Source organism: Rhodanobacter umsongensis (genome assembly GCF_042654965.1).
Classification (GTDB): Bacteria; Pseudomonadota; Gammaproteobacteria; order Xanthomonadales; family Rhodanobacteraceae; genus Rhodanobacter; species Rhodanobacter umsongensis.
Genome location: NZ_JBHSMK010000002.1, coordinates 248667 through 273531 on the forward strand (window position 1 = coordinate 248667; position 24865 = coordinate 273531).

Here is a 24865-nt window from a genome sequence, read left to right on the forward strand (position 1 = left end):
TGGTCATCGCCCGATTGGCGTGGCGCCGTGCCCGTGCCGCTGGCTCGACGGGCAGTTGCCGATGTCGCCGGCGTTGATCTCCACGATCGGGCCGCCTTCGCACTGGGTCCCAGCCCTTGCCCGACGTGACGATCAGCGTCTGCCCCAGCGGATGGGTGTGCCAGGCACTGCGCGCACCCGGCTCGAAGTCACGCTGGCGCCGGACACGCTCGCGCCGCCCATGCCCTTGAACGATGAGTCGATGCGCACCTTGCCGGTGAAGTACTCGACCGGACCCGTGACGGAGGGCTGCGAGCCGTTGCGGATGATCTCCATGGTGATGCTCCTGTGCATGAACGGGAAAACATGTGGCGCTTTTACCACTTCTACTACCCGAGCCGGCGCCAGCCTTCGCCGGCGTTTTCGCTGCTGGTGGAGGCGCTGCGGAAACGGGCCTGATATCGGATGCCCGCATGCCAGGCACTGGCCCTGATTCACGTATCGGTTCGCAAAGCAACGCGACTCAGTGTGTCGACGACTTCCGCTCCGCGTCCACCGCGCGCTTGGATGGCGTCGGGCTTCTTCGTTTGACGGTGCCAACTCGCGCGCCTCGACATCCGAGTCGACTGACCTTCGCCCCTTTTGATGGGCAACGATGCGTATGATGCAAAGCCGGCGGCTTGTCGGCTCATCCGATGGAAGGCCGACCGTGCTAAAGCTGTCCCGTGTCTGTGCGGTCACGCTGCTGTGCGCCTTTGCGCAAGCCACGCTCGCCGCTCCCGCTGCCCCTGCCACCAAGACGGCGAACGATGCCGGCATCGCGCCTGCATGTGTTTCAGCGAAAAAAGGCAAGCTGGACGACAGAAGTTTTGTAGTGATCGGCGGCATCGAGCAATGGGTGACGGTCAAGGGCGACAGCTGCGCCAACCCGATCATCCTGTTCATCAGCGGCGGTCCGGGCAATCCGCTCAGCCCCTACTCCGATGCGGTCTATGGTGCATGGAGCAAGGACTTCACCCTGGTGCAGTGGGACCAGCGCGGTGCCGGCATGACCTACGGCCGCAGTCCGCCGGCGGCGGGTGCGGCGCTGACGATCAAGCAGATGAGCGATGACGGAGCCGAGCTGGCCGCCTACCTCGCCCGCCGCTACGGCAAGAAGAAAGTGATCCTATGGGGCAGCTCGTGGGGCTCGATCCTCGGCGTGCACATGGCCAAGGCCCATCCTGAACTGTTCTACGCCTACCTGGGCACGTCACAGCTGGTCAGCAATCGCGAGAACGAGGCGATCAGCTACGCCGGCCTGGTCGCCCTGGCGCGCGCCGCCGACGACAAGGCCGCACTCGCGGTGCTGGAAGGCGTCGGCGCGCCACCGTGGACCGACCCGCGCAGCTTCGGCAAGGTGCGCCGCGTGATCCGCAAATACGAGGCCAAGGTCACCACGCCGCCACCCGCCGCATGGTGGAAGCCAGCGGCCGAATACACGACGCCCAAGGCGCTGACCGACTACGAGGCCGGCGAGGATTATTCCTTCATCAATTTCGTCGGCATGCACGGCGATGGCATGGCGTCGCAGGTCGATTTGCCGAAGCTCGGCACCGACTTCGCGATCCCGATGTTCTTCGTCGAAGGCGCGCATGACCTGCTGGCCACGCCCGGCGTCGCCAAGCGCTATTACGACAGCCTGAAGGCACCGCAGAAGGCCATGGTGGTGCTCGAACACGCCGGCCACGATCCCAATCAGGACGTCGTGGACGCGGAATACAAGATGCTCAAGGAGCGCATCCTGCCGCTGACGAAGTAGAAACCTGTTCGAAGGCAGCTGGCTCGAGTGTCACCTGCCTTCGTTCCCATGGATTTATCTTCTTCGCAACGTCATCCGATCAATGCGTTGGCTTCTGCGGGTCCGCATCCACCGCACGCTTGACCGCGGCCACGAACGCCCACCGCGCGGCCACCAGCTCGTCGGACGTGGCGTGCGGCCACGCACCGACCTGGGCGATCACCAGCTGGCGAGAGGGGTCGACGTAGACCATCTGGCCGAAGATGCCGATCGCGGCATAGCTGCCGTCCTTGTCCGTCCACCACAGATAGCCGTAGCCGTGTTCGGGATCGTCGACGTTTTCCTGGCGGCGTATCGCGCCCGCAAGCCACGTCTTGGCGACCACCGGCTTGCTCGCGATGCGTCCGCCGTCGAGCATGAACTGCCCCAGTCGCGCATAGTCGCCCAGGGTGGCCGACAGGCCGCTGCCGCCCGTGTCTGTGCCATCGCATTCGTCCTTGAGCCAGTACGCATCGGCAGCCATGCCGTACGGCTGCCAGATCGTCTGCGACAGGTAGGCGGCCAGCGAACGGTGCGTGGCCCGCTGCACCAGGATGCCGAGCAGGTCGGTTTCGGCGGTGTTGTAATTGAAGTGCTCGCCGGCGGGCCATTGCCGCGGCTGTTTGCGCAAATACGACAACACATGCGCCTGACCATCGACGCAAGCGTGGAGATACATCTGCGCCACGTCCGACTTGGCGTCGGCATAGTCCTCATTCCAGTGGACGCCGGAGGTCATCGTCAGCAGCTGCTGCACCGTGACCCTGGCGTAGGCACTATCGCGCAACTCCGGGATGTAGGTGCCCAGCGTGTCCTCCAGGCTATGGATATCGCCCCGCTGCAGCGCGATCCCCAGCAAGACGGAGGTCACCGACTTGGCCACCGAGAACGACTCCCAGCGCTGCTTCGGCCCGAAGCCCAGCGCATATCGCTGCAGGCGGACGCGCCCATGCTGCAGCACCAGCACGCCGGCGAGATGGTGCCGATCCATGTAGCTGGACAACGGCCCCGCCGCGCCCTGCCCGCCAAGTTCCAGCGGCTTGCCCTTCGGCAGTTCGTGCACGTGCGCGCCGTGTTCGCCCCGGTCGCCGGGAAACAGCTCGTACATCTGGCGGAACTGCGCCTCGCGTTGCGCCTGGGGCCAGAACAGCACCGCTTCGCGTTGCTGGCCGATGGTCGGGGCACGTTGATCGCCGGCGGCTGACGGCAGGGTGACGATCAGGCACAGGGCGGCGGCGAGCAGGCGGGTGCAGGATGTTGGATGCATGGCGACGGGTGCCACAAGGCAGGGACGGGACCACCATTTTACGGTCCGCGCACGCGAGGATGCTTATCCCGTGTTCGATTCGCACGGAACCGGGATCTGGCCTGACAGAGTGTGCGCCGGTCGCGTTTGCATGCTCATGCGCGCTGCATCATGGTTTCCTGCCCTCGCAAGGCCACTGGCCCGCCGGGCCAATGATCTCCTTGCTGACAACGCGCTCATGACTGGCCAGCCTGAGCCTGCTCAACCCGCTCGAACCGGGTCCGCCTGCCGGCCATGAATGCCCATCGCCAGCGCGGGAAAGCCTGCATGCTCATCGTTTCCGTGCAGCAATTGGCACTTGTCGCCCCGCCCGCGGTTGGTGTCCATCAGAGGCGTGGGTTACCATCGGCGGCCGTCCCGCATCGCGCTGAAAGGCGACGACGCTGCAGCCTTCAGATTTGGGAGAAGCACCGCAGTGATCGAGAAGTTCTCCACCGGTATCGAAGGGCTGGATCGTCTGACCGACGGCGGCTTCACTCGCGGCTCGGCCTACATCATCCAGGGGCCGCCGGGTGCCGGCAAGACCATTCTCGCCAACCAGTTCTGCTACTCGCACATTCTCGGCGGCGGGCGCGCGCTGTACATGACGTTGCTGGCCGAGTCCAGCGAACGGATGCAGAGCTACATCCGCCAGCTGGCCTTCTTCGACGAACGCGCCGTGCCCGACACACTGCAGTACGTCAGCGGTTATGGCGTGCTCGAGCGCGATGGCCTTCCCGGCCTGCTCAAGCTGGTGCAGCACGAGATCCGGCGCCACAACGCCACGGTGATGGTGCTTGACGGCACGTTCGTGGCGCAGTCGACGGCGTCGGAGCAGGAGTTCCGCAAGTTCATCCACTCGCTGCAGGGGGTGGCAGGCCTGGCCAAGGCGGTTCTGGTGATGCTGACCCACCAGACCCGCGATGCCGGTACCAGCCCCGAGCACACCATGATCGACGGCTGGATCGAGCTGTGCGATGAAACCCAGGGCTTTCGCGCCTACCGCACGATGCAGGTCAAGAAGCACCGCGGTGGCGCGGTGTTGCGCGGCAAGCACGAGTTCAGCATCACCCGCCAGGGCATCAACGTCTATCCGCGCCTGGAAGCCAGCGTGGATTCCGAACCATCGCCGCACGTCGACTCCTCCCGCCTGCGCAGCGGCATCGACACGCTGGACGAGCTGCTCGACGGCGGGCTGCCGGCGGGCTCGTCCACCCTGGCCCTGGGTCCGACCGGTTCGGGCAAGACCACGCTGGGGCTGCATTTCCTGTCGCAGGCCAGCACCGAGCAGCCGGCATTGATGCTCGGCTTCTACGAAACGCCCGCGCGGCTGCGGGCCAAGGGGCGCAGCATCGGGCTGGATATGGATGGGCTGATCGATTCCGGCGCGCTGCACCTGATGTGGCAGCCGCCCTCGGAAAGCATCGTCGACGCGCTTGGCGAGGAGCTGATCGTGCGCGCCCAGCGGATGGGCGCCAAGCGCGTGCTCGTGGACGGGCTGGTCGCAATCCGCGACACCCTGATCATTCCGCAGCGCCTTCCAGCGGTGATCAACGCGCTCAGCGCCCGTCTGCGCGACATGGGTGCGACCACCATGTACACGTCGGAAATCGCCCAGCTCGACATGGCCGACACGGTGATGCCAGCCGACCAGTTGTCGGCGATGGTCAGCAACGTGTTCGTTCTCAACTACCGTCGACCCGACGGGGCGTTCCGGCGGCATCTGTCGATCGTCAAGCTGCGCGACAGCGACTTCGACCCTCGCAGCCGGGAATTCCACGTCACCGCCAGAGGCATCGCGTTCGGACCGGACCTGCGCCTGGCCGATGCCGGGCGTGCATCCTGACATGCTGCGCATACTGCTGGTGGAGGACGAACCGGATATCGCCTTCGTGGCGAGCGTCGCGCTGGAGGACGCCGGCTATCACGTGACGCTGGCCTCCGACGGCAAGGAGGGCCTGGAGATGGCACTGCAGGATCAGCCCGAACTGGTCTTGACCGACTTCATGATGCCGCGGCTGACCGGGCTGGAGATGATCGCGCGGCTGCGCGATGCCGGGTTCCACAACCCCGTGGTGCTCGCCACCTCGGTACCCGAAGTGTCCCTGCCGCCCCTTCGCCCGCATTACGATGCCTACCTCGCCAAGCCTTACAGCATTGCCCAGCTGCTGTGCACGGTGGGCGCTTTTCACGTCCCTCCCGACGTGCGCTCGCCCTGAGGGCCTGCCGCCCGGTCCACGCGCTGCGCAGCGACAGCCGCAGCGCGCGCCCTGAGATGGATGACTATCGCCCGGGCGTAATAATGAGTTTGCCGCCGGAAGCGAACGTCCTTAGCCACCGGCTTTCCCTGGAATCCCTGCCTGCCGGGCAACGGCGGGAAGCATCCCGATGGTGCGCAGCCAGGTCTCGGCCAGGGGTGGCCAGTGCGTGATCGGGTTCGACGTTGGCCGCAGCCCGAACGCATGGCCGCCGTGCGCATACAAGTGCATCTCGGCCGGCACTTTGGCGTTCTTCAACGCGATGTAATAGGCCAGCGATTGGTTGACGCCATCCACGTAGTCGTCTTCCGCTTGCACCAGGAACGTCGGCGGCGTGTCGCGGGAGACCGGGAGATTGGCATTGAACTTGTCGTCATCGGTCGCCAGATGCCCCGGATAGATCGGCATGGCGAAATCCGGGCGGGCGCTTTCCCCGTCGGCAGCGTCCACCGGCTTATACAGGGGGCGCGCGAAATTGGTGCTGATCTCCGCCACCAGGTAGCCGCCCGCCGAAAACCCGAGCACGCCCACCCTGTGCGGATCGATGTGCCATTGCGCCGCGTGGGCACGCACCAGCCGCATCGTTCGCTGCGCGTCCTGCAATGACGGCACCGATAGCTCGCGGTTGTGCGGACGGCAATCGCATTGCCAGACATAAGGGATACTCGGCACGCGATACTTCAACAACACGCAGGTGATGCCCCTGGCTGTCAGCCAGTCACAGACGTCGGTGCCCTCGAGGTCCATGGCCAGCCCCTGGAACCCGCCGCCGGGAAACACCACCACCGCGGTTCCCGTGTTCTCCCCGATCGGGGCGTAAACCGTCATCGTCGGCTCCGACACGTTGTAGACGCCGGTGACCGTCTTGCCGCCGATCAACTTCTTGCCGGTCGCGGTGTATTCGGGCCCGGGCACGGGCCGGGCATCCGGTGGCGTGCCTGGCCACAGGCGCATCTGCACGCGCCCGGCGCCAGGCTGCCACACCCTCGTCTCCGCATGCGCGCCAACGCAGGCAGCCAGCAGGCACACGACAATCACCCAAAGCTTCATGACGCTCCTCCGTTCTGTGTTCGCCAGGTTGTGCGATCAAGGCGGGAAAGTGGTTCGCCCCCCGCCAGACAGTGCACGCCGCGCCGGGCCGGCTGCAGCCGCTTCCGTGGACTTTTCCGGGCAAGCCTGCAGCGGGCCGCCTTCGGTGGCGGCATCTCCTGCCGCCGCGCAGGCGCACTGCCCGGCGACCAGGTCACCCCGGCGCTGATCCCTGGAGATTCGCCATGCGCATGGCGTGATGAAGAGATCCCGCGCGGTCGGCACGATGGTCGCAGGTAGCGCTACCGCGCAGAGCTTGCCGCCGATGCCGGTGCGCGCGCCGCAGCGGCGGCCCACACGAATGTCGCCACGCTGCTCGCCGGCAGGTCGTACTGGAAACGCAGCGAACCTTGCTTGACCGACAGACGGTTGGCCTGCGTGTCGCCGTTGACCGCCACCAGCACCACCGAGCCATCATCCGGATTCTGGAAGGCCACTTCGTGGATGCCGGCGTTGGTGTTGCCGGACTTCACGCGCACGGCGCCCGGCAGCACGAATCGGCTGAAATGGGCAAACGCGTAGTACTCGTCATTGCGGCTGATCGCGCCTGTCACGGAATCGATGGTGACCACGCCCTTGCACAGGTCGCAGCCACCGGCGTGCGGGCCATGGTTTTCATCCAGCGCCAGGTTCCAGTACACGACGCCGCTCGCCCAGTTCGTGATCCCCGCCATCACGATATTGCGCGCGAACAACAGCAGTTCGCCGTTCCGGGCGGACGGCCAGTCACCGCCGGCACACTCTGTGAGGTACACGTCCTTGTGCGGAAATGCGCGATGAACCGTAGCCTGCGCACTGACGTCACCGCGATAGCAATGCCAGGCGATACCCGCGATATAGCGCCGCGCATCGGGGTCGGCCAGCACGCTCAAGGGCTGGTCTGGCGCATCCCAGTTGTGGTCCCAGCCGAGGATCACGGTGCCGGGCTTGCGCGCGGCCAACGCGGGGCCAAGGTACTTGCCGATGATGCGGGCGCGCGCTTCCGCCGGCAGGTCCATCCCAGGATAGGTCAATGGCTCGAAAGCGGGCTCGTTCTGCACGGTCAGCGCAAAGATCGGAATGCCGTAGCCCTCGAATACGTCGACAAAACGCACCAGGTAAGCGGCATAGGCTTCTTCGTATTGCTCGAGCAGGGTCCCGCTGATCAGGTTGGCGCTGGTCTTCATCCAGGCCGGGGCACTCCACGGCGAGGCAATGATGCGCAAACCGGGGTGGATGGCCAGAATTTCGCGCAAGGCCGGTATCACGTTGCGTTGGTCCACGGCCACATTGAAATGCTGCAGTTCGGGATCGACCTGGCCGGCAGGCATGTCGTCCAGCGTGTAATGCTGCAGCGAAAAATCCGAGGCGCCGATGGTGATGCGCATGATGTTGAAGTTGAGCCCGGGCGGCGGGCCGAACAGTTCCCGCAGCAACGCGGCTCGCTGCGACGCGCTGAGCTTGTTCTGGATCAGCCAGGCCGAAGCATCGGTGAGGGCCGCACCGAAACCGGCCATGGTCTGGTACTTGCGGGTGAGGTCGATGACCACATCGGACGGGCTGATGCCGGCGTCGTGCCCGTCAGCGACAACATCGGGCTGCTGGGCGAGGCGCAGGCTTCGATCGGCCGTGCTCAACCAGACGTGGACGATGGGTCCGGTCGGCGCCAGCACCTCGGCAAGGGTTCCCTTGAAAGGCAGCGGGCGCGGCCAGTGCATGGCCAGCAACGCCAACAGCGTCAGCAGGACTACCGCCGCAATCGCCGTCCAGCGACCCACCCCCTGCTCTTCATCCATGGAGCGCGCGCTTGCCACGGACTACTCCGGCCCCATGCATCCCTGTTCCCGCACTCATCGACCCGCGGTCTCGGGGCATGCTTCACTCGCGCCGTTTCCGCCCTCCGCGACGATCCTCACATTCGCAAAGGCCGCCGAGAAAGGCGCCGTGGCGAGGACCCCGAACGGCACGTCGACATGTGCCAGATCCACGCCGGACGTGACGAAACAGCGCAACGGCAGCGATACCGCATGCCGCTTACCTGCGCCATACGCAGCGAACATGCGGGTGACGTCCAGCGGCCGGACGCAACCGTCGCCGCAGCCCATGTAGACCGTGACCGGGCTGCGGGCCGGCGTGCCGATCACCACATCGAACTGCAGCGCGGCATGCGCGGCCACCAGCGGCATCAGGTTGGCCGGCTGCGGGCTCTGCGCAAAAAACCGGGCGGGCCCGTGCCAGGTGACGGACTTGGCATCCTGCTGCGTGTTGACCTGCACAGTCTGCAGGCTGACGACTGGATGGACAGCCGGCCACTCGATGACTGAATTCAGATCCGACCCGATGGCATGGACATCGTGGCCCCGGCTGCCCGCGCCCAGGTACAACGCAAACGGAGACTGGGCGAGCGTGTGGAAGATCGGCAACGTCGACGTGCTGGCGCAGATTCCGACACCGGCATGTGCCGGCAGCGGCGGCAGTTCGTGATGGCTGGGATAGTGCAGCCCATAGCCACGCGCGAACAGCCAGTTCGCCGCCTTGTCGCGGCCGCCGGCGTCCGCACACGGCAGGCCCGGCCACGGCATGGCCAGCGTCCCGGTGAAATTGAAGGCGCGCCCGCCTGCCGCATCGGCAAAAAGGAGGTCGGCGATGCCGTCGCCTTCGGTTCCGGGCAGCCAGGCGGCGACGAATGCGTCGGACAGGTTGAGCAGGTCGTTGACGTAGAGCGGACGTCCGGACAGGAACACCGTCACGACCGGCTTGCCTGACGCCGCGACCGCTTTCAATGCCGCGAGGTCTTCGGGGTGGCGGTCGCTGTGGCGCAGCGTCGCCGACGGAATGATGTCACCCATGGTCTCGGCATAAGGCGTCTCGCCGATGACCGCGATGATGGCGTCGAACGTCTTGAGATCCACGCCGTCCGTGGTCGCGCGGTAAGTGACATTCGCTGCGCCGTCCGCCGCCCGGATGCCCGCGAGCACGCTGGTGGCGTTCGGAAAATCGGCATTGCCATTGTCGGTGCCCTGCCAGGTCAGCGACCAGCCGCCGACCTGGTTCGCCAGGCTGTCGGCGCTCTTGCCGACCACCAGCAGCTTGCTGCCGCGCTTGAGCGGAAGCACGTCGTGGTTGTTTTTCAGCAACACCAGCGATTCGCGCACGGCGCGCCGTGCCAGCGCACGGTCCTGCAGCAGGCGCACGTCGCCCGCGCCGGCGCGCTGCGACGGACGCTTGCCGAACGCTCCCATCGCCAGCTTCGCCCGCACGATGCGGCTCACCGCATCGTCGATGCGCGTTATCGGGATTTCGCCGTCCTGCACCTGGCCCAGCGTGTTGGCGATGAACGCGCGCCAGTCGTCAGGCACCATCACCATGTCGATGCCGGCATTGATGGCCTGCGGGCAGCTCGCGTTGCTGCAGCCGGGCAGCTGGCCGATCGCGTTCCAGTCGGACACGACGAAACCGGGAAAGCCCATCTTGCCCTTCAATGCGCCAGTCAGCAGCGCCGTCGCGCCGCTCATCTTGCCGTAATCGACGCCATCGGCCACGTCGTCCCAGCTGTTGTAGGACGCCATCACGCTGAGCACGCCCGCTTCCAGCGCGCCGTAATAGCCCGCCCCGTGCACATTGATCATGTCCAGCCGGCTCACCCTGGCGTCGCCCTGGTCGGTGCCGTTGGCAGTCGCGCCATCGCCGATGAAGTGCTTGGCCGTCGCCATCACGTTCGCGTCGCCGAAATCGCCCTGCAAGCCGTCGACATAGGCCCGCGCATAGGTGCGCACCAGCGCGCCGTCGTTGGAGAAACTTTCGTAGGTGCGGCCCCAGCGCGCGTTCTGCGCAACGGCCAGCGTGGGGGCGAAGGCCCAGTCGACGCCGGTGGCGCGCACGGCGCGCGCGGTGGCCGCGCCGATCTGCCGGATCAGCTCCGGGTCATGCGCCGCACCCAGACCGATGTTGTGCGGGAACAGCGTGGCGCCGAACACGTTGCTGTCGCCGTGCACCGCGTCCGTACCCCATATGACCGGCACCTTCACCGGGGAATCGACCGCCATCGAAGCGTCGTAGTAGCGATCCGCCAGGGCGAGCCAGTCCGCGACGCCGGCGTGCTTGTTGCCCTGCGGCCACGAGCCACCGCCGTTGAGCACCGAACCGATCTGGAACTGCCGGACCTGGTCGGGCGTGATCGACTTGATCTCCGCCTGCGTCATCTGGCCGATCTTCTGCGCCAGGCTCATGTGCGCGACGATATCGTGCACCCGGGCATCAAGATGCGGGTCGACTTTCGCGCGGGAACGGATTCGCGGCCAATCGGTGTAGTGGGTCGGCGCGAGCGCCTGCTCCGTGATGATGGTGGAAGCTGCAGCGAGAGCCACGTCCGCTGCCGCCGCCGTACTGCCTGCCGCCCCTATCCACATGCTGGCGCAAGCCAGAGCCACCCACCTGATACCGATCATCGGAACCCTCATTCGAACCATCAAACATGCGCGCACGACGCGAACATCGTGCGCGCGCTAGCGATCCAGCCTACAACTTGTAGTTCACGCCGAACAGAACGGTGCGTCCCCAAGTGTCGTATTCCAGCGGCCGGGTGAGCGGCACGTTGTTGGGCAGGGTGGCAATCTGCACCGTCGAATCGGAGGAGTTGGTGAGGTTGTTGACCTGCAGCAACAGCGACAACCCATCCCAACGGCCGCCGCTGAACGCGTAGCCGAGCTGAAGGTCGGTTTGCCGGTTCGCCAGAATCTTGGTGTAGCCGAGCTGGTCGAACAGGGCCACCGCTTCGCCGGTAAACGAGGAACGATAGCGTTCGGCCACGCGGATGGAAAAGCCGTGGCGCTCGTAGAACAGCGCCAGGTTCGCCACCTTGCGCGACAGACCGGGCAACGTCTTCGGACCGCCGGGAACGGCTCCGATGGAGCTGAGCGGAATGGAGCTGTTGGTCAGCGAGAAGTTGGCCTGCGCGCCAAACCCTTCCAGCGCTGGCGCGAGCAGGCCGCCCTCCAGCGCACCGGACAGTTCCAGGCCATCCATCTTGCCGCCGGTGCCATTCTCGGGGGTGGTGAACGAGCCGATGTTGCTGGTCGGCACCAGGGTCGGCGTGTCGTTGGTGTAATTGGAGAAGTCGTAATCGAGCACGGTCTGGTTGTAGATGTAGTTGAGCAGATTCTTGTGGAACACCGCTGCCGCCACATAGCTGGCCTTGCCGAAATACTTCTCCCATGAGAGGTCGGCGCCGACCGCCACATAGGGCCGCAGCCGCGGGTTGCCGCCGCGGCCCGACCACAGCACCTGGCCCGCGCCCGGGCCATTGGTGATCTGCGACACGCTGGCGGACGTGGCCACCTTCTCGTCATCGATGCGGCCGCGCGCCATGGTCTTGGCCAAGCCGAAACGCAGATACTGCCGCTGCCTGATCTCGGCCACCAGGTTCAGGCTGGGTAGCACATTGTTGTAGGCGGCCCCGTCGGTGATCGCTCCGACCAGCGCATCGCCGTTGGTCTGCAGCGCCCGCGACGACTGGTCGGTGTGCACGAACTGCACGCCCACATTGCCACGCAGCGGAATGTCTCCCACATGCGTGTCGATGTCGAACTTGACGTACGCCAGCGGCACCTTCTCCTCGACGGTGTAGTTGCGGCTCCAGTCGCCCTGCCCGTTTTTCGGGACAAGGTAGAACTGGTTGCCGTACAGCGCGCCCAGCACGTCGTAGTTGAGGATGCCGGAGATGCCGCCATAGCCGAGCGAAGTGGGGTTGTACAGCAGCGATGGATTGATCGGTGCGCTGAAGTGGTTCTGGTAGGTGTCCTTTGTGGAGCCGTTGCCGTTCAGATAGGCGAAGGAGACATCGGCATGCTTGGTCTTGGTGCGATCCGACCAGGCCAGTCCGATGTCCATGTCGCTGAAGATCCAGCCGACGGGATGGCTGGCCTGCAGGCGCAGTCCATGGATGGTGTCGTCCTGGCGGTCAAACTCCTCGCGGCCGTCGTAGCCGTAGTTGTCCGGATCGGTGAACTCCACCATGCCGGGATCGCGCAGGTCGACCGCGGGGCGGAAGTCCGGATAGCCAAAGCCGCTCGGCGTGTTGAAGTCGACACTGGTGAATGCGCCGTTCGCCAGTCCGCTGAACAGGTAGGCGTCGTGCAGCTTCACCCGCGCACTGGATGAGGACAGGTCCGCCATCAACGTCCAGTCGTCCAGATACAGCTTGTTGTTCCAGCCGATGGAGTAGAGCTTGTCGTGCTCCCTGGTGTACTCGTTCTGCAGGATCGGTGCGATGCCGAGGATCGTGCCGGAAGTGACGATCGGCAACGGCTGGCCGGGCGAGGTCTGCACGTGGTCATACGCGACGTTGTCGTACGGGCTGCTCGACCACTGCGCGCCATTGGTGAACTTGCGCTTGCTGAACGTGGAGTAGTACATGTCCAGCTTCGAGTAGTAGGCGTCGTTCGGCGCCCACTCGAGCACGGCCATCAAGCCATGGCGCTTCTGGTTCTGCGATTGCGCGCGCAGCTGCATGCCTTCCTGCGAGATCACGTTGTCCGGCATGCCCGGCGTGTGCGGCCCACCCCAGTTCTGGTCGATGCCGGCGCTGCCGTTGTCCACGCTCCACCACCATGCCTGGTACTGCTTCTCCTGGATGGCCTCGTCGGCCGTGGCAATGCCCACCGCAACGCCCAGTGTGTGGTCGAGGAACTGGTCGACATACGAAAAGCTGGCGCGGTGGCCCCCGGTGCCCGTGCCGGTGCCCGGATTCAGCGAACCATTGCTGTTGTGTTCACCGCGCACGTTGAACACCAGCGTTCGCCTGGACAGATCCAGCGGATTGATCGTGTGCAGATCCACCGTGCCGGACAGACCCTGCCCGACCAGACTGGCATCCGGGGTCTTGTAGATGGTTACGCCGTTGACCAGCTCGGCCGGGTACTGGTCGTACTCCACGCCACGGTTCTCGCCGATCGTCGCCTGCTCTCGCCCGTCCAGCGTGGTGCCGGCGAAATCCGGCGACAGGCCGCGGATGGCGATGGCGTTGGCATGGCCATCCGCGCGCTGCGTGGCCAGCCCGGACACGCGCGAAAGACTGTCGGCAATGCTGACGTCCGGCAGCTTGCCGATGTCCTCGGCGGAGATCGCCTCGACGATGTTGTCGGCGTCTTCCTTGGCCTTCATCGAGCTCGCGATGCTGCTGCTGATCCCGGTCACGATCACGCCGCTCAAATCCGTCACCGTGCGGGCGGGCCTCTTCTTGCCGTTCTTGTCCCTGCGGTCCATTTTCGCGTTGCCCGCATCTTGCGGTGCTGTTGGCGCGACCGTGGGCGCCGTCGGCTGCTGCTCCGCCGCTTCCTGCGCCGAGGCAGGCCCGGCAACCGCGATGGCGATCAACATCGACGCACAGGCGACGGCCAATGGACGCAGATGGAGACCATGGGCTGGCGCGACAGCGCGCCGCGATACACAACGATGATTCATGCCGGCCTCCTTTTTGCCCTGGTTTGGAGTTTGTCTTGCCCCGAGCACAGAGCTTGCGCCCAGCCGCGGCGGCGGAATGGGTCGGGGTTCACCTTCCAACCCACCCGCGTGGTCGCATGGCGCCGAGGTCATGACTTCACCTGGCCTGCCCGCGCTTGAGGAAACACGCGCGACAACACCGCACGCGTTGCATGGAGATCGTGAAAGGCGGCGATGATCTACCGGCCGAACACGGCCACGACCGGGAAATGGTCGGAGGGATAGCGCGCTCCCTCGTGCGAGGTGATCGTGTGTACGGCCGTGGCCTTGAAGCCGCGGCTCAGTATCCAGTCGATGCGCTGATCGGGGTTGCCGGTGAAGTTGTGAAACGTCTTCGCCGGGCCGGATCGCGAAGCCGCCGTCATCCAGGCATCCTGCAGCGTGCGGGTCAGCCTGGCGTGCACCGGCGTATCGGGCGCGCAATTGAAGTCCCCCGCCAGGATCACCCGCGTCGCGGAGGGCAGCTTGTCGATCCACCGCATGATCTCGTCCGCGCTGAGCATGCGCGCACGCACATCCTCCGGGCGATACGGAAAATGCGTATTGAGGTAATCGAACGTACCGCCGCCGTCACGCAGGCGGAACTGTGCCCAGGTGACCATGCGCGGATACGGTTGCCCCCAGGTCTTGCTGCCGGGCACGTCCGGCGTATCGGAAAGCCAGAAGTCGCCGGAGCGCACCACCTCCAGGCGGTCGGTGCGATAGAAGACACCCATGTGCTCTCCTTTCGTGCCGCCGTCCCGGCCCTGCCCGAACCAGGCGTAGCCCCGCAGATGCGCGGCAAGGTACACGCCCTGTTCCTCGGTCAGCTCCTGCGTACCAAGCAGGTCCGGATGCGCCGCCTTGATCACCTTCACCATCAGGTCGCGCCGGTTCTCCCAGGCATTCATGCCGGTGTCCGCCGGCACCCGCACATTGAACGTCATGACCCGCAGCGCTGCCTCCGCCGCCTCGCCTGGAGCGGCCATGCCAAGCATCAGCACACAGGCAAACACCGAAGACCAGTGGCGCAGTTTCATCACGTACCTCCGCGCAGGAAGCAAGGGCAGGAACATCAGTCTAGCGGGATTGCCGCCGGTTTCAGTTGGCCGGTGAGATCGGCGCAAACGCCTGATTGCCACATCGATGGCACCCCGGCCCGCCTTCCGGAAGGTCGACGCTGTGCCTGGAGAATCGACGTCGGCAGGCACTCCGTGTATCCGTGAATGCCTTCCATGGCCAAGAATGGGGGCCCCTCCCATTCGGACGACGCGGCCATGGCGCATCCCAAGTATTCGCTTCCGGAAATAGAGCGCCGATGGCTCGTTTCGCCGGGCTGCCCGACCGGCCTTGAAAATCTGCCGCACTGGGTGGTGGAAGACATGTACATCGAAGGGACGCACCTGCGCTTGCGCAAGATGAGCAGTTCGCGCGGCGAGGTGGTCTACAAGTTCTGCAAGAAATATGGACGCGTCGCGTCGCTGGCAAACCCGATGACCAACATCTACCTCTCGGAGGCTGAGTATCGAACGCTTTCAATGCTGAAGGGAAGAAGCATCTGCAAGCGCCGCTACGCCGTCGCGGGAGGAAGCATCGACGTCTACCCGGACCTGCCATCGGTGGCGATCTTTGAAATGGAGTTTGAGTCCGAAGGCGACGCCGCGGACTATGTACCGCCCGGCTTTGTGGGCGACGAAGTTACCCGCGATGCGCAGTATTCCGGCGACGCACTTGCATCGAGCGTGGCTTAGCGCGACATGGCAGGTGAGTGCCAGGCCGTCAATTTTCCGGAATGGTCGCAGCAGCGAATGGTGCGAGCACCGTCCAACCGAGGTTCGCATAAAGGTTGCGGCCGTCGGCCGTCGCGACCAGCAGCTGCGGATTTGCGACGGATTTTCGCGCCGATGCAAGAGCGATCATCACCGCGATGCCCAGCCCTTTCCGTCGGTGGTCCTGCGCGGTTTCGATGCGGTCGTAAATGAATGCATCGGCCGTTTCTGCCGCGCATCCGCTTGCGGCCAGATCGCCATCCGGCGCGATGACGCAAGCCCGGGCGACAGGCCCGGCTTGATGCAACTCCATCCTGTAACCATGCGGAAGAGGCTTTGCGTCGAGGGTTGCCACGGTCGCTCCCATGAAATAGTTCGCCGGCTGAATCTCCCAGCGAGCGGGCAGCGCACTTCGCAGCTCCTCGTCGGAGCCGCACAGCTTCACGTAGTGTCGTGGAGCCGTAATGTCGCGGCCGATGGCGCGCAACCCATCGCATAGCCGTGGGAATACCCAGCGTCTTGCTTCCCTTTCCGAGTGGGTATCCACCCGGAAGCCCCCGCGATCGTGAACCGGGGGCGGGGAACTCCGGGCGATGGAATGCGCTGCCTGCCAGGCGAAAACGAGCTCTGGATCGACGTGGGATGGGGTCATGGATGATCGCATGGGGGACCTGGATGGTGGCGCATTCTTCGCGACTGCACGTGCCTTGCCGTGCGGGCTCTCGGCCGCGACGTCTATGTGGCTTTCAACTACAGCATGGTCCAGTCTCAGGAGCCAGGACGTGCGCGCCGGAGCGTGGCGGCGGGCTCAACTCCGCTACTGTTCGGCATGGGCAATCTGCACGATGGTCTTTGCAATATCCTCAGGCGACAGCACGAAATCCACGAAGCCACTGGCGATGGCGCTTTCGGGCATGTCGGGCTGCTGTGCCGTGTCCAGTCGCTGCGCGATGGTCGTGCCCCCGACTTCCTTGATGGAGCGGAGCGCCTCGGCACCGTCTCCGTCGTAACCCGAGACGATCACCGCAATAAGCTTGCCGTCCCAGTGTTCCGCCAGGGAGCGCAGGAACACAGTGATGACATCGGGCCAGCCGCGGGGCTTCGAGATCGGTTCCAGCCTGAAGTCGCCGTGGAGCACGTGCAGATCTCGCTGCGCAGGGATGATGAAAACATGGTTGGGCTCAATCTGCAGGCTGTCCGAGATGAGTTCCACCGGCATCGTGGTGAAGCCAGGGAGGATCTCGTGCAGCCTGGTGGCAAACTTCCTCACGTGGTTGACGATCACGATCGCGACACCCATGTCGTTTGGCAGGTGTTTCAGCAACCGGATATAGGCGTCGAGCCCGCCGGCCGACCCACCTACGCAGACGATCGGGAACTGCCTTCCAGTACGACCGACTTTCATTCGTCCGTCCTCCTTTCCCTGCGGCCTGAAGCCGCAATGGCCCAACGACCCAATGAGCTGGCGCGGGGCGGTTCTACATCCGGATCAGACGCCGACCGTGCCTGCCACGCCAGACCCTGTCGCGTCGCTCCGCAAACGGCGGCCCGGGTCGGGCGGTTCTCGCGAAGCATCGCTCCGCGCAGTGCGAACCCGCGCAACGCGCCAACTGATTCAGCCGTGGCCATGGAGCGCTTCGACCCTGCGGCGCAGGGAATAGCCGCCACCGAGGACGGGGGCATCTTAGCGCCGGTACGTGCATGCACGCATTTCACGGTGACGGCAGCCGGCCGAAGGCCGCAAAATGAGCCGAAATGCATGGCGTTCCTTCAGCATGCCGCCGGGAGGCGGCAGCCCGCCGGCCGTCGCGTGCTCCGCCCGTGCGACAGACGTCGATCGCGCGCCTGGGGCGCGCAGCAGCTGGCCAGAGTCGTGCGCGGATCGTCGCCGCCCTGCCGTTGCCGGTGACCTTGGGCACGGCATGACCCTCCACGAATTCCAGCCCTTTCGCTCCCGGCTACACTCAGCAACTCGAAACGCATGCTCACGCGCAGCCATGGGGAACCATCGAATGTCCAATCGGGACGGCACCCGGATAATTCACGGCGGGACGCCCGAATCAGCGGCCATGTTGGCAAACGTCAAACGGGCGATGGCGATCACCGCCAGACTCAATCGCCTGACGTTCGACGAGGCCGACGAGATCCGGGCCTTGTTCAGCGAGCTCATCGGCAAGAAGGTGGACGAGAGCTTTTTGCTGATCCCGCCATTCTTCACCGCGGGCGGGGATGAGATCCGCGTCGGGCGCCATGTCTTCGTCAATCAGAACTGTACTTTCTATGACCTCGGAGGGCTCGACATCGCGGACGATGTGATGATCGGACCGAACGTGAGCATCATCACGACGGGCCATCCCCTCGCGCCTTCGCAGCGGCGTACTGTCACCATCGGCAAACCCATCGTGATCGAGAGAAACGTCTGGATCGCTGCTGGCGCAACCATTGTCGGCGGGGTGACCGTAGGCGAAAACTCGGTCCTGGCTGCGGGTTCGGTAGTCACCCGGGACGTTCCCCCGAATACCCTCGTCGGAGGGAATCCGGCGCGGGTCATCCGTTTGATCGACGACGACTGAAGGAGCAGCGGCCCGGCGTCGCGCTTGCGCAAGTCGTCCGCGCCCGCCCCCTGGCGGCGACCCGGAGCACGGCGTCCCGCACGGGTCGTCAAGTCGCCAGCCACCCTGTCGTCCGCGCTGGCTCAGCATGGACAGCCGCGCCAGGTGTGCCTGGTTTCCGATACCCCGACCCAGCGCCAACCGGCCGATGCGACACTCGCCACTGCACATGCCCTTCATGGCGAACGCCGCACGCTTCCCTCGCGCCCCACGCCGGTGGAATCGCGCTTGCGCCTGCCTTTACGCGCCTCGCGCGATCGCCTGCCTCGCAATACCACCATTCCCCTGTTACGGAGCACGACCATCAAACGACGCACAGCTTCACTCGCCACCGCCTGGTTCGACCTCGCGCAACGCTCCATGGAAATGATGCAGGGCTCGGCGACCGTGATCGCCACGCGCACCGCGGCCATGGCCAAGGCCGGCACGCACCCGTCCGCCGCGCACGATCGCGAGATGAAACGCATGCTGGACGAGAAGGTCGATGCCTCCGCCGCGTCGCTGGCCGGCATGACGTTCGCCGCCGCGGCATCGTGCCAGTCGCTCTGGCTGGGTTCGCTGTGGGGCGGGCGCGCGCCCACCGCCGCGCAACTGCAGCGCGCCACCACCCGCGTGCTGGGTGCCGGCCTCACGCCTTACCAGAACACCGTGCGCAGCAACGTAAAGCGGCTGCGCAAGTAGCCGTGTCGCGCAGGATCGGGCGCGCGGCGGCATGCCGACGTGCCCGAGGCTGGCGGCGCCACTGACCGTCGCTGAAAACGCGGCGGTCGCCGCCCATCCGCCAGACGCCCCGCCCCGATCTCGCGCTTCACCGCACTCACGGAACCCCATGGTCGCGAAACTGTTCAGCCTGCTTGCCGCTGCCATCATCGACCTGATCACGCGCGGCGGCTACCTGGGCATCGTGCTGCTGATGGGTATCGAGAGCGCCTGCATCCCGTTGCCGTCCGAGGTGATCATGCCGTTCTCCGGCTACCTCGTTTTCAAGGGCAGCCTGGTGCTGTGGCTCGTGGTGCTGGCCGGAGCCATCGGCTGCGTGCTGGGCTCGCTGCTGGCCTACGCGGTCGGCGCGTGGGGCGGTCGCCGGCTGGTGGAGCGCTACGGCAAGTACGTGCTGGTGTCGCGCAGGGATCTGGATCTGGCCGACCGCTGGTTTCGCGAGCATGGCGGCATCATCATCTTCGTGGGCCGGCTGCTGCCGGTGGTGCGCACCTTCATCGCCTTCCCCGCCGGCGTGGCGCGCATGCCGATCTGGCGCTTCTGCCTCTACACCTTCCTGGGCTCGCTCATCTGGTGCGCGCTGCTGGCGTGGATCGGGGTGAAGCTGGGGCAGCACTGGGATACCTTGGGCAGCTGGTTCCACCGCTTCGATGCGGCCATCCTGGCCGTGCTGCTGATCGCCTTCGGTTTGTATGTTTGGCGGCACGTGCGGCATCTGCGCGACGAGTGAGCCGCGGCTCGCCGAAGCATGGCGCCGGGAATGACTCGGGCGCCATGCCGGATCACGACGCGCATCAACTACCGCCCCCCGTGTTCTCAAGACACGGATAGATACCTCTCGATCAACCTTCTGCAGCCCTCGCGCCGTGATCGCTGCAGAAGGTCGCCGACACGCGAGCATGATCCCCACGCCAAACCGCCCCGGTATCAATGGCTAGGCATGCCCGCTGGCGTTCCGTCGGACCAGGTTGCGACCCCGACCAGGAACACGAGAATGGGTGGCAAACCCTTCATCTGGGAATGTTGGTCCGGATAGAAGAACCAATAAGGGCTGGACATGACCGGCGAGCCTTCTGCGCCGGAACCCCAATCCTTGCCGTCTTTGACCAGGGTGTCGAACATGAGATGGGGCATGTTGTGGTCCCCTTCGTCCGTCAGATACGACGATTTCGACATCATGTAATCCATGGCGCCGCTTTCCAGGTCCGGCAATTGTCTATTCTTGTATGCGGCGTTGAGTGCCGACAGCATCTCTTCCTTGGAACGCCCAGTCATCGCCATCCTGGCGCGCAGATGGAAGATGGGCACGATCGAACGTGCCGCCTGGGGGTTCAGGCAGTCGGCAGCCCTCACTTTCGGATTCCAGAATTCGGGCCAGTCAAACGGGCCGCCCCAACTTCTACCCACCAGGCAGACAAACCCGTTCTTGCCTTCGACCGCTGTCTCGTAGCCCCGGCGCCCCAGAACCAGGATCGTGGCGTCACGGGAAATGGACTCCGGTGCCGCACTTCGCGCCAGGGCAATCTCGGCGTTCCGGTCCGCCATGAGGTATTGGTCAACCGGAGCCATCGTCGGATAAGACGGCGCCACAGCAGGTTTCTGCGTGTCCTGCGACAGCGCTTGCTGCGATGCGCCGAACATCGCCAGCAGTACAAGGCTCATGACTCCGATGGCGCGCTTCGCTCTTTGCATGGGATTCCTCCTGACAACGGGTACGTTTCAGTCAGCCCGGGACAGGCGCTGGCTGGCTGCTTTCATGATGTCGACGAACGGCCGAACCGGAATTCGACCAGGGTCATCGGAAAAGAATGGGGCTGTGCCCGCATGGAGCATGGATTGACTCCAGCGGCGATAGCCAAATTGCCTTCGGAGCAGCCTGAAAAGGAGCCGCCGGGCGTCGATCGCGGCGCGACGCACCAGATCATCAACGCCAGTACGCTGGCGCTCTTCCGCGATACGCTCAGCGTCGCAACACACTGAGCAGCCGTCCGCTCGCCGACGCGGCGAACGAATCCACCCCCCTTTCAAAGCCCCGTGTATGCCGCACACGAGACCCGCGGGTTCCACATTGAGAACACGCCCCCTGGGCCGACGCGGGTTTTCGCTTAAGGGCTTAAGGGCAGCCCAACTGCCCCTTTTCTTGCACTCCGGCCCACGAGTCGCGGCCGCACGGACGCCTACGCTCTTGCGCGCGCCGCTTTTGAGCCTCGTGCGCTGATGGACGCCACCTCTCCCGACGCTGGCTTCCTGGTGACTTTCGTAGTCGCCTTCTTGATCTTGGCTGGCCGCTTGGCAATCTTCTTGGCAACGGCAGCAGGCTTCTGTTTGGCTGCCGGCCTCACGGCCATCCTCAATCCCAACGCACGGACCACCTTCCCTACAGTCGCAAAACCAGGCGTGGCGCCGGGCTTGAGAGCCTTGTAGAGGCTCTCGCGACCTACGCCTGCCTCTTTGGCGAGCTGGGACATGCCACGCGCCTTGGCAACGTGCCCGAGCGCCCGTAGAAGCTCGTCATCATCGCCGTCAGCCATCACTTGAGACAGGTACTCGGCAACCGCCTCTTCACTGTCGAGATGGTCGGTAAGGTCGAAGGTGGACAGTCGAAGGGTCATCTCAGACCTCCTTTGCAAGCTGGGCAGCGCGCTGGATGTCGCGCCGCTGGGTTTTCTTCCCGCCACCGCAAAGCAGGACAACGATGGCATTGCCGCGCATCGTGAACTAAACGCGGTAGCCCGCGCCGACGTCGATGCGCATCTCGGAAACACCTTCGCCCACCGACTTCGCGTCACCAAGGTTGCCGGCAGCGGCCCGATCGAGCCGCCGCGCGATGGCCATGCGCGCCTTGAGGTCGCGCAGTCCCTTGTGCCATGAAGCGAACAATTCCGTTTGCTGGACGATGTAGGGCATACCGCCTATCGTATCCGATTGGATACATCATGCAACACAAGTGTGCGGAGCCATTCTTGCCGCCCTTGCCCACCACTCTGCCAAGACCAGCGATCCTCGACCCGGAAATTGTCCCTGGCACCTTTTCATTGGATGAAGCCCCGGCAACCGTCAGCGAGCTTCGACTCTTGCAGGATCGCCGGGCGTCGATCCGCTTCGCCGATGCGACCGGGAAGTCGTGGGGCCTTCAGTGCCGCCGGCGAGCCGACGCGGGGCTGTCGCCGGCGTGAGCCGACCACAATCGACGCAGTTGGCGTGCCGAACCCAGCCCGGCGCGTTCGGCGGCGCGTTCCACGCTGTCGCCGCTGGCCAGTGCCTGGCGGGCGAGCGCCAGTCGCAGGCTGGCGTGGTAGCGGTTGATCGACATGCCGCTGGCCTCGCGAAAATGGCGGGTGAGGCTGCGCACGCTCATGTGCCCGATGTCGGCCAGGCGCGCCAGCGGCCAGTCCTGATCGGGTGCCCTCGCCAGCGCATCCTGCACGTGATGGATGGCTGTGCTCATGTGGTTGCGTCCCTCCAGCCATGGCGACAGCGCCGGATCGCCGGAGGCACGCCGCATATAGACGGCCATCTCGCGCGCGACGGCGGCGGCCAGCCATGGCGAACCGAGCCCGGCGATCAGGTGCAAGGCCAGGTCGATGCCCGCCGTGATGCCGGCGCTGGTACACACCGCGCCGTCCTCGACGAACACGCGGCTGTCCATGACCTCGGCGCTGGGCACCAGCCGGCGCAGCGTGTCGAGCAGGCTGTGGTGGGTGGTGCAGCGCCGGCCATCCAGCAAGCCGGCGGCGCCGGCCAGCAGTGCGCCTGAGCAGACACAGGCCAGCGACCGGCCGTTGCCGCCATGCTGCCGCAGCCATGCCACCAGGGCCTTGCTGGCGGGCGACGACAACACCGCCTCGCCGCTGCCGGTGGCGCCGCAAACCAGTATCAGCGTGTGATCGTCCAGCTGGGTCGGCAGCGGCTCGACGCCGGCCAGACCCACGCCCAGCGCGGTCGACGCGGCCTCGCCGCTCTGTATGGGCGCGACCATCCGCAGCCGCACCGGCAGCCCCATCGACGCGGCGATCCTGAAAGCATCGGCCGCGCCGGCAAGATCCAGCAGGATCAGCGCCGGCGGCAGCACGAAGCACACCTCAGTGATCGGCGAGGACGTCATCGACGGTGCAAATGCGGGCAAAGCGGCCATCCAGAACCAGTTCCGTGCGCTGCTTGATGTCCTGCGCATCGTAGCGAGTTCCGCTGCCGGCGTGGATCATCGGAAACGTCAGCGTCGCCTCGGTCACGTAATCGACGGCGAAGCCGAGATCCGACGCCACGCGCGCCGTGGTCTCGCAACATTGTTCGGAGCGGATGCCGCTGACGATGACCCGCTCGATGCCGCGCGCCTTCAGCCAGGCCTGCAGGCCGGTATCGGTGAAGGCGTTGTGGACGTGCTTGTGGAACACCACGTCGTGCGCCTCGGGAACCCAATCCATCGGTCGCACCAGGCCGGACGCCGCGCTGAAATGCGCGTCGTTGTCTTCGTGCAGGATCCGCACGACCGGCCAGCCACGCGCCGCCGCCGCATCGAGCAGCTTCGACAGGTTTTCGCGGAAAGCGGGGACATCGTCCTCGCGCCAGTACGGCGCATGCAGGAACGACTGCTGGACATCGATGACCAGTACGGCAGGCAGCTTGGACATGGGGCAACTCCATCGGTAAAGGAGTCGCCACTGTAGGCAGCGCGCGAACGGCGGACGAGCACCCTGGCGGACCACGAGCGGACGGATCCGGCCAACCGTCGGCAGGCGCGGCGCGCTGCCGTAAACCGGTGAGCTCGAGCCTGGCCGAATGAACTCGGCCGCATCCTGAAAATGCTGCTCGCCTGGCGTGGATGGCATCGCGCAGCGCGGGATAGGTTTCCCGGGAGCGCATCGGTCCCGCTACAGCGCAGCCTGCCCGCCGCTTTCGGTCAGCAGGCCCGCGACGAATTCGCCGAAGGCCGCCACCTTCGGCGGCATTTGCCGGCGCCCGCTGGCGATCAGCATGATCGGCGGTCCGTCCACTTCGAAGTCCGCAAGCACCCGCTGCAAGCGGTGGTCGGCCAGCAGCGCACGTGCCGCCGATGCGTCGACCTGGACCATGCCCACACCCGCGGCCGCCGCATCCAGCAGCGGATCCAGCGAGTCCATGATCACGTTGCCACGGACCGCCATGCCTGCCATCCGTCCATCGTGGACGAACTGCCATGGCAACGGTGTCCGCTCGCCGACGGGCATGAAGCCGAGGCAGTTGTGACGAAGCAGATCCTCCGGCGTGCGCGGTTCGCCCGCGCGCTCGAGGTAGGCCGGCGCGGCGCAAGTGATCCAGCGCACCGTGCCCAGTCGTCGCGCGACCAGCGAGGAGTCCGGCAGCTCGCCGATGCGGATCGCACAGTCCCAGTCGCGGCCGATCAGGTCGTTGGAGCGGTTCTCCATCGACAGCTCAAGCGTGATCTGCGGGTACCGGCGCAGGAATGCCGGCAGCTGCGGCGCAATGATCCGCCGGCCCAGCACCACCGGCACGTCGGCCCGCAGCACACCGCGAAGCGCCTTGCCGCGCGGCGCCAGCTGGGTTTCCATGTGCCGGATGTCGTCGAGCATCTGCCGGCAGTGCTCGACATAGAGCGCGCCGGCCTCGGTCAGCTTCAGCGAGCGGGTGTTGCGGTCGAGCAGGCGCACGCCGAGCACCTGCTCGAGTTGCCGCACATGGGTGGTCACCGTGGCGGCGGACACGCCCAGCTCCGCGGCCGCACGGCTGAAACTCTTCAGCGTTACCACGCGCACGAAATACAGCATGCTCTGGAGACGGTCCATGGATTCTTCAGCGCCACCAAAGAGTGATTTCGACGACGCCAGAATAAGCAGGCGGCCGTCGCGGATAAAGTGTCATGGCTGTCCTTCCACTGC

Annotated in this window: 23 protein-coding genes; 8 read left to right on the forward strand and 15 right to left on the reverse strand. The window is 65.5% G+C overall.

From position 1 onward, the window contains the following. Window positions 1-132: 132 nt before the first annotated feature. Window positions 133-315, reverse strand: coding sequence for a hypothetical protein (locus tag ACFPME_RS01140; protein ID WP_377301181.1), 183 nt, complete (start codon window positions 313-315; stop codon window positions 133-135). 373 nt (window positions 316-688) lie between these two features. On the opposite strand from ACFPME_RS01140, the gene ACFPME_RS01145 reads away from it, so the two are divergent. Continuing rightward, window positions 689-1780 carry an alpha/beta fold hydrolase gene (locus tag ACFPME_RS01145; RefSeq protein ID WP_377301183.1) on the forward strand — a complete coding sequence of 364 codons (1092 nt, stop codon included), beginning with the start codon at window positions 689-691 and terminating at the stop codon, window positions 1778-1780. A 79-nt stretch (window positions 1781-1859) separates the two neighbouring features. Here the strand turns inward: ACFPME_RS01145 and ACFPME_RS01150 are convergent, their stop codons facing one another. Beyond that, a complete protein-coding gene (locus ACFPME_RS01150; protein WP_377301185.1) occupies window positions 1860-3065 on the reverse strand; it encodes a serine hydrolase domain-containing protein in 1206 nt (401 codons plus the stop codon). Window positions 3066-3519: 454 nt separating this feature from the next. Here ACFPME_RS01150 and ACFPME_RS01155 point away from each other — a divergent pair, with 454 nt between their 5' ends. Both ACFPME_RS01155 and ACFPME_RS01160 read left to right on the forward strand, forming a co-directional pair. Continuing rightward, window positions 3520-4929: an RAD55 family ATPase gene (locus tag ACFPME_RS01155; RefSeq protein WP_377301187.1), complete on the forward strand. Its 1410-nt coding sequence runs from the start codon at window positions 3520-3522 to the stop codon at window positions 4927-4929. 1 nt (window position 4930) lies between these two features. Next, a complete protein-coding gene (locus ACFPME_RS01160; RefSeq protein WP_377301189.1) occupies window positions 4931-5302 on the forward strand; it encodes a response regulator transcription factor in 372 nt (123 codons plus the stop codon). Window positions 5303-5413: 111 nt separating this feature from the next. Here ACFPME_RS01160 and ACFPME_RS01165 read toward each other — a convergent pair whose 3' ends face one another. The 5 genes from ACFPME_RS01165 to ACFPME_RS01185 form a co-directional block, all read right to left on the reverse strand. After that, entirely contained in the window at window positions 5414-6391 is a 978-nt protein-coding gene (locus ACFPME_RS01165) for an alpha/beta hydrolase (RefSeq protein ID WP_377301191.1), read from the reverse strand. 281 nt (window positions 6392-6672) lie between these two features. After that, a complete protein-coding gene (locus ACFPME_RS01170) occupies window positions 6673-8205 on the reverse strand; it encodes a glycoside hydrolase family 30 protein (protein ID WP_377301193.1) in 1533 nt (510 codons plus the stop codon). A gap of 54 nt (window positions 8206-8259) precedes the next feature. Next, window positions 8260-10857, reverse strand: a complete 2598-nt coding sequence (locus ACFPME_RS01175) for a glycoside hydrolase family 3 protein (RefSeq protein ID WP_377301195.1) — start codon at window positions 10855-10857, stop codon at window positions 8260-8262. Window positions 10858-10927: 70 nt separating this feature from the next. Next, complete coding sequence (locus ACFPME_RS01180; RefSeq protein WP_377301197.1) at window positions 10928-13870, reverse strand: TonB-dependent receptor; 2943 nt, start codon at window positions 13868-13870, stop codon at window positions 10928-10930. Between the two features lie 218 nt (window positions 13871-14088). Further along, complete coding sequence (locus ACFPME_RS01185; protein ID WP_377301199.1) at window positions 14089-14928, reverse strand: endonuclease/exonuclease/phosphatase family protein; 840 nt, start codon at window positions 14926-14928, stop codon at window positions 14089-14091. A 237-nt stretch (window positions 14929-15165) separates the two neighbouring features. On the opposite strand from ACFPME_RS01185, the gene ACFPME_RS01190 reads away from it, so the two are divergent. Beyond that, a complete protein-coding gene (locus ACFPME_RS01190) occupies window positions 15166-15639 on the forward strand; it encodes a CYTH domain-containing protein (RefSeq protein WP_377301201.1) in 474 nt (157 codons plus the stop codon). Between the two features lie 28 nt (window positions 15640-15667). Here ACFPME_RS01190 and ACFPME_RS01195 read toward each other — a convergent pair whose 3' ends face one another. Both ACFPME_RS01195 and ACFPME_RS01200 read right to left on the reverse strand, forming a co-directional pair. Next, on the reverse strand, window positions 15668-16309 hold the full coding sequence (locus ACFPME_RS01195) for a GNAT family N-acetyltransferase (RefSeq protein WP_377301203.1): 642 nt from the start codon (window positions 16307-16309) through the stop codon (window positions 15668-15670). 165 nt (window positions 16310-16474) lie between these two features. Further along, a complete protein-coding gene (locus ACFPME_RS01200; protein ID WP_377301205.1) occupies window positions 16475-17062 on the reverse strand; it encodes a chemotaxis protein CheB in 588 nt (195 codons plus the stop codon). A gap of 607 nt (window positions 17063-17669) precedes the next feature. Between ACFPME_RS01200 and ACFPME_RS01205 the strand changes: the two genes are divergently transcribed. The 3 genes from ACFPME_RS01205 to ACFPME_RS01215 all read left to right on the forward strand — a co-directional run bounded on the left by ACFPME_RS01205 (window position 17670) and on the right by ACFPME_RS01215 (window position 19719). After that, complete coding sequence (locus tag ACFPME_RS01205) at window positions 17670-18230, forward strand: sugar O-acetyltransferase (protein WP_377301207.1); 561 nt, start codon at window positions 17670-17672, stop codon at window positions 18228-18230. 399 nt (window positions 18231-18629) lie between these two features. After that, entirely contained in the window at window positions 18630-18950 is a 321-nt protein-coding gene (locus ACFPME_RS01210; RefSeq protein WP_377301209.1) for a hypothetical protein, read from the forward strand. 148 nt (window positions 18951-19098) lie between these two features. After that, window positions 19099-19719 (forward strand): DedA family protein, encoded by a 621-nt coding sequence (locus ACFPME_RS01215; RefSeq protein ID WP_377301211.1) that lies wholly within the window; start codon window positions 19099-19101, stop codon window positions 19717-19719. A 197-nt stretch (window positions 19720-19916) separates the two neighbouring features. Here ACFPME_RS01215 and ACFPME_RS01220 read toward each other — a convergent pair whose 3' ends face one another. Beyond that, a complete protein-coding gene (locus ACFPME_RS01220) occupies window positions 19917-20681 on the reverse strand; it encodes a hypothetical protein (RefSeq protein ID WP_377301213.1) in 765 nt (254 codons plus the stop codon). Between the two features lie 132 nt (window positions 20682-20813). Between ACFPME_RS01220 and ACFPME_RS01225 the strand changes: the two genes are divergently transcribed. After that, window positions 20814-20969 (forward strand): hypothetical protein, encoded by a 156-nt coding sequence (locus tag ACFPME_RS01225; RefSeq protein ID WP_377301215.1) that lies wholly within the window; start codon window positions 20814-20816, stop codon window positions 20967-20969. A 197-nt stretch (window positions 20970-21166) separates the two neighbouring features. Here the strand turns inward: ACFPME_RS01225 and ACFPME_RS01230 are convergent, their stop codons facing one another. The 5 genes from ACFPME_RS01230 to ACFPME_RS01250 form a co-directional block, all read right to left on the reverse strand. Continuing rightward, window positions 21167-21601: an addiction module antidote protein gene (locus ACFPME_RS01230; RefSeq protein WP_377301217.1), complete on the reverse strand. Its 435-nt coding sequence runs from the start codon at window positions 21599-21601 to the stop codon at window positions 21167-21169. 106 nt (window positions 21602-21707) lie between these two features. Next, the gene (locus ACFPME_RS01235) at window positions 21708-21896 is read right to left on the reverse strand and encodes a type II toxin-antitoxin system RelE/ParE family toxin (protein ID WP_377301219.1); all 189 of its coding nucleotides are present in this window, start codon (window positions 21894-21896) and stop codon (window positions 21708-21710) included. A gap of 226 nt (window positions 21897-22122) precedes the next feature. Continuing rightward, window positions 22123-23124, reverse strand: a complete 1002-nt coding sequence (locus ACFPME_RS01240; protein ID WP_377301221.1) for a GlxA family transcriptional regulator — start codon at window positions 23122-23124, stop codon at window positions 22123-22125. Then, on the reverse strand, window positions 23072-23620 hold the full coding sequence (locus ACFPME_RS01245) for a cysteine hydrolase family protein (RefSeq protein WP_377301223.1): 549 nt from the start codon (window positions 23618-23620) through the stop codon (window positions 23072-23074). Before ACFPME_RS01245 ends, ACFPME_RS01240 begins: the two co-directional genes overlap by 53 nt. 240 nt (window positions 23621-23860) lie before the next feature. Beyond that, window positions 23861-24772 carry a LysR family transcriptional regulator gene (locus ACFPME_RS01250; protein WP_377301225.1) on the reverse strand — a complete coding sequence of 304 codons (912 nt, stop codon included), beginning with the start codon at window positions 24770-24772 and terminating at the stop codon, window positions 23861-23863. Between the last annotated feature and the right edge of the window lie 93 nt (window positions 24773-24865).

Coding starts and splice junctions, on each gene's coding strand:
- ACFPME_RS01225 (WP_377301215.1), top strand. CDS start 20,814: ATGGAGCATGGATTGACTCCAGCGGCGATAGCCAAATTGCCTTCGGAG.
- ACFPME_RS01195 (WP_377301203.1), bottom strand. CDS start 16,309: ATGACCCCATCCCACGTCGATCCAGAGCTCGTTTTCGCCTGGCAGGCA.
- ACFPME_RS01185 (WP_377301199.1), bottom strand. CDS start 14,928: ATGAAACTGCGCCACTGGTCTTCGGTGTTTGCCTGTGTGCTGATGCTT.
- ACFPME_RS01175 (WP_377301195.1), bottom strand. CDS start 10,857: ATGATCGGTATCAGGTGGGTGGCTCTGGCTTGCGCCAGCATGTGGATA.
- ACFPME_RS01160 (WP_377301189.1), top strand. CDS start 4,931: ATGCTGCGCATACTGCTGGTGGAGGACGAACCGGATATCGCCTTCGTG.
- ACFPME_RS01180 (WP_377301197.1), bottom strand. CDS start 13,870: ATGAATCATCGTTGTGTATCGCGGCGCGCTGTCGCGCCAGCCCATGGT.
- ACFPME_RS01240 (WP_377301221.1), bottom strand. CDS start 23,124: ATGGCCGCTTTGCCCGCATTTGCACCGTCGATGACGTCCTCGCCGATC.
- ACFPME_RS01230 (WP_377301217.1), bottom strand. CDS start 21,601: ATGACCCTTCGACTGTCCACCTTCGACCTTACCGACCATCTCGACAGT.
- ACFPME_RS01210 (WP_377301209.1), top strand. CDS start 18,630: ATGGAAATGATGCAGGGCTCGGCGACCGTGATCGCCACGCGCACCGCG.
- ACFPME_RS01235 (WP_377301219.1), bottom strand. CDS start 21,896: ATGCCCTACATCGTCCAGCAAACGGAATTGTTCGCTTCATGGCACAAG.
- ACFPME_RS01245 (WP_377301223.1), bottom strand. CDS start 23,620: ATGTCCAAGCTGCCTGCCGTACTGGTCATCGATGTCCAGCAGTCGTTC.
- ACFPME_RS01200 (WP_377301205.1), bottom strand. CDS start 17,062: ATGAAAGTCGGTCGTACTGGAAGGCAGTTCCCGATCGTCTGCGTAGGT.
- ACFPME_RS01140 (WP_377301181.1), bottom strand. CDS start 315: ATGGAGATCATCCGCAACGGCTCGCAGCCCTCCGTCACGGGTCCGGTC.
- ACFPME_RS01250 (WP_377301225.1), bottom strand. CDS start 24,772: ATGGACCGTCTCCAGAGCATGCTGTATTTCGTGCGCGTGGTAACGCTG.
- ACFPME_RS01220 (WP_377301213.1), bottom strand. CDS start 20,681: ATGCAAAGAGCGAAGCGCGCCATCGGAGTCATGAGCCTTGTACTGCTG.
- ACFPME_RS01215 (WP_377301211.1), top strand. CDS start 19,099: ATGGTCGCGAAACTGTTCAGCCTGCTTGCCGCTGCCATCATCGACCTG.
- ACFPME_RS01165 (WP_377301191.1), bottom strand. CDS start 6,391: ATGAAGCTTTGGGTGATTGTCGTGTGCCTGCTGGCTGCCTGCGTTGGC.
- ACFPME_RS01190 (WP_377301201.1), top strand. CDS start 15,166: ATGGCGCATCCCAAGTATTCGCTTCCGGAAATAGAGCGCCGATGGCTC.
- ACFPME_RS01170 (WP_377301193.1), bottom strand. CDS start 8,205: ATGGATGAAGAGCAGGGGGTGGGTCGCTGGACGGCGATTGCGGCGGTA.
- ACFPME_RS01150 (WP_377301185.1), bottom strand. CDS start 3,065: ATGCATCCAACATCCTGCACCCGCCTGCTCGCCGCCGCCCTGTGCCTG.
- ACFPME_RS01205 (WP_377301207.1), top strand. CDS start 17,670: ATGTCCAATCGGGACGGCACCCGGATAATTCACGGCGGGACGCCCGAA.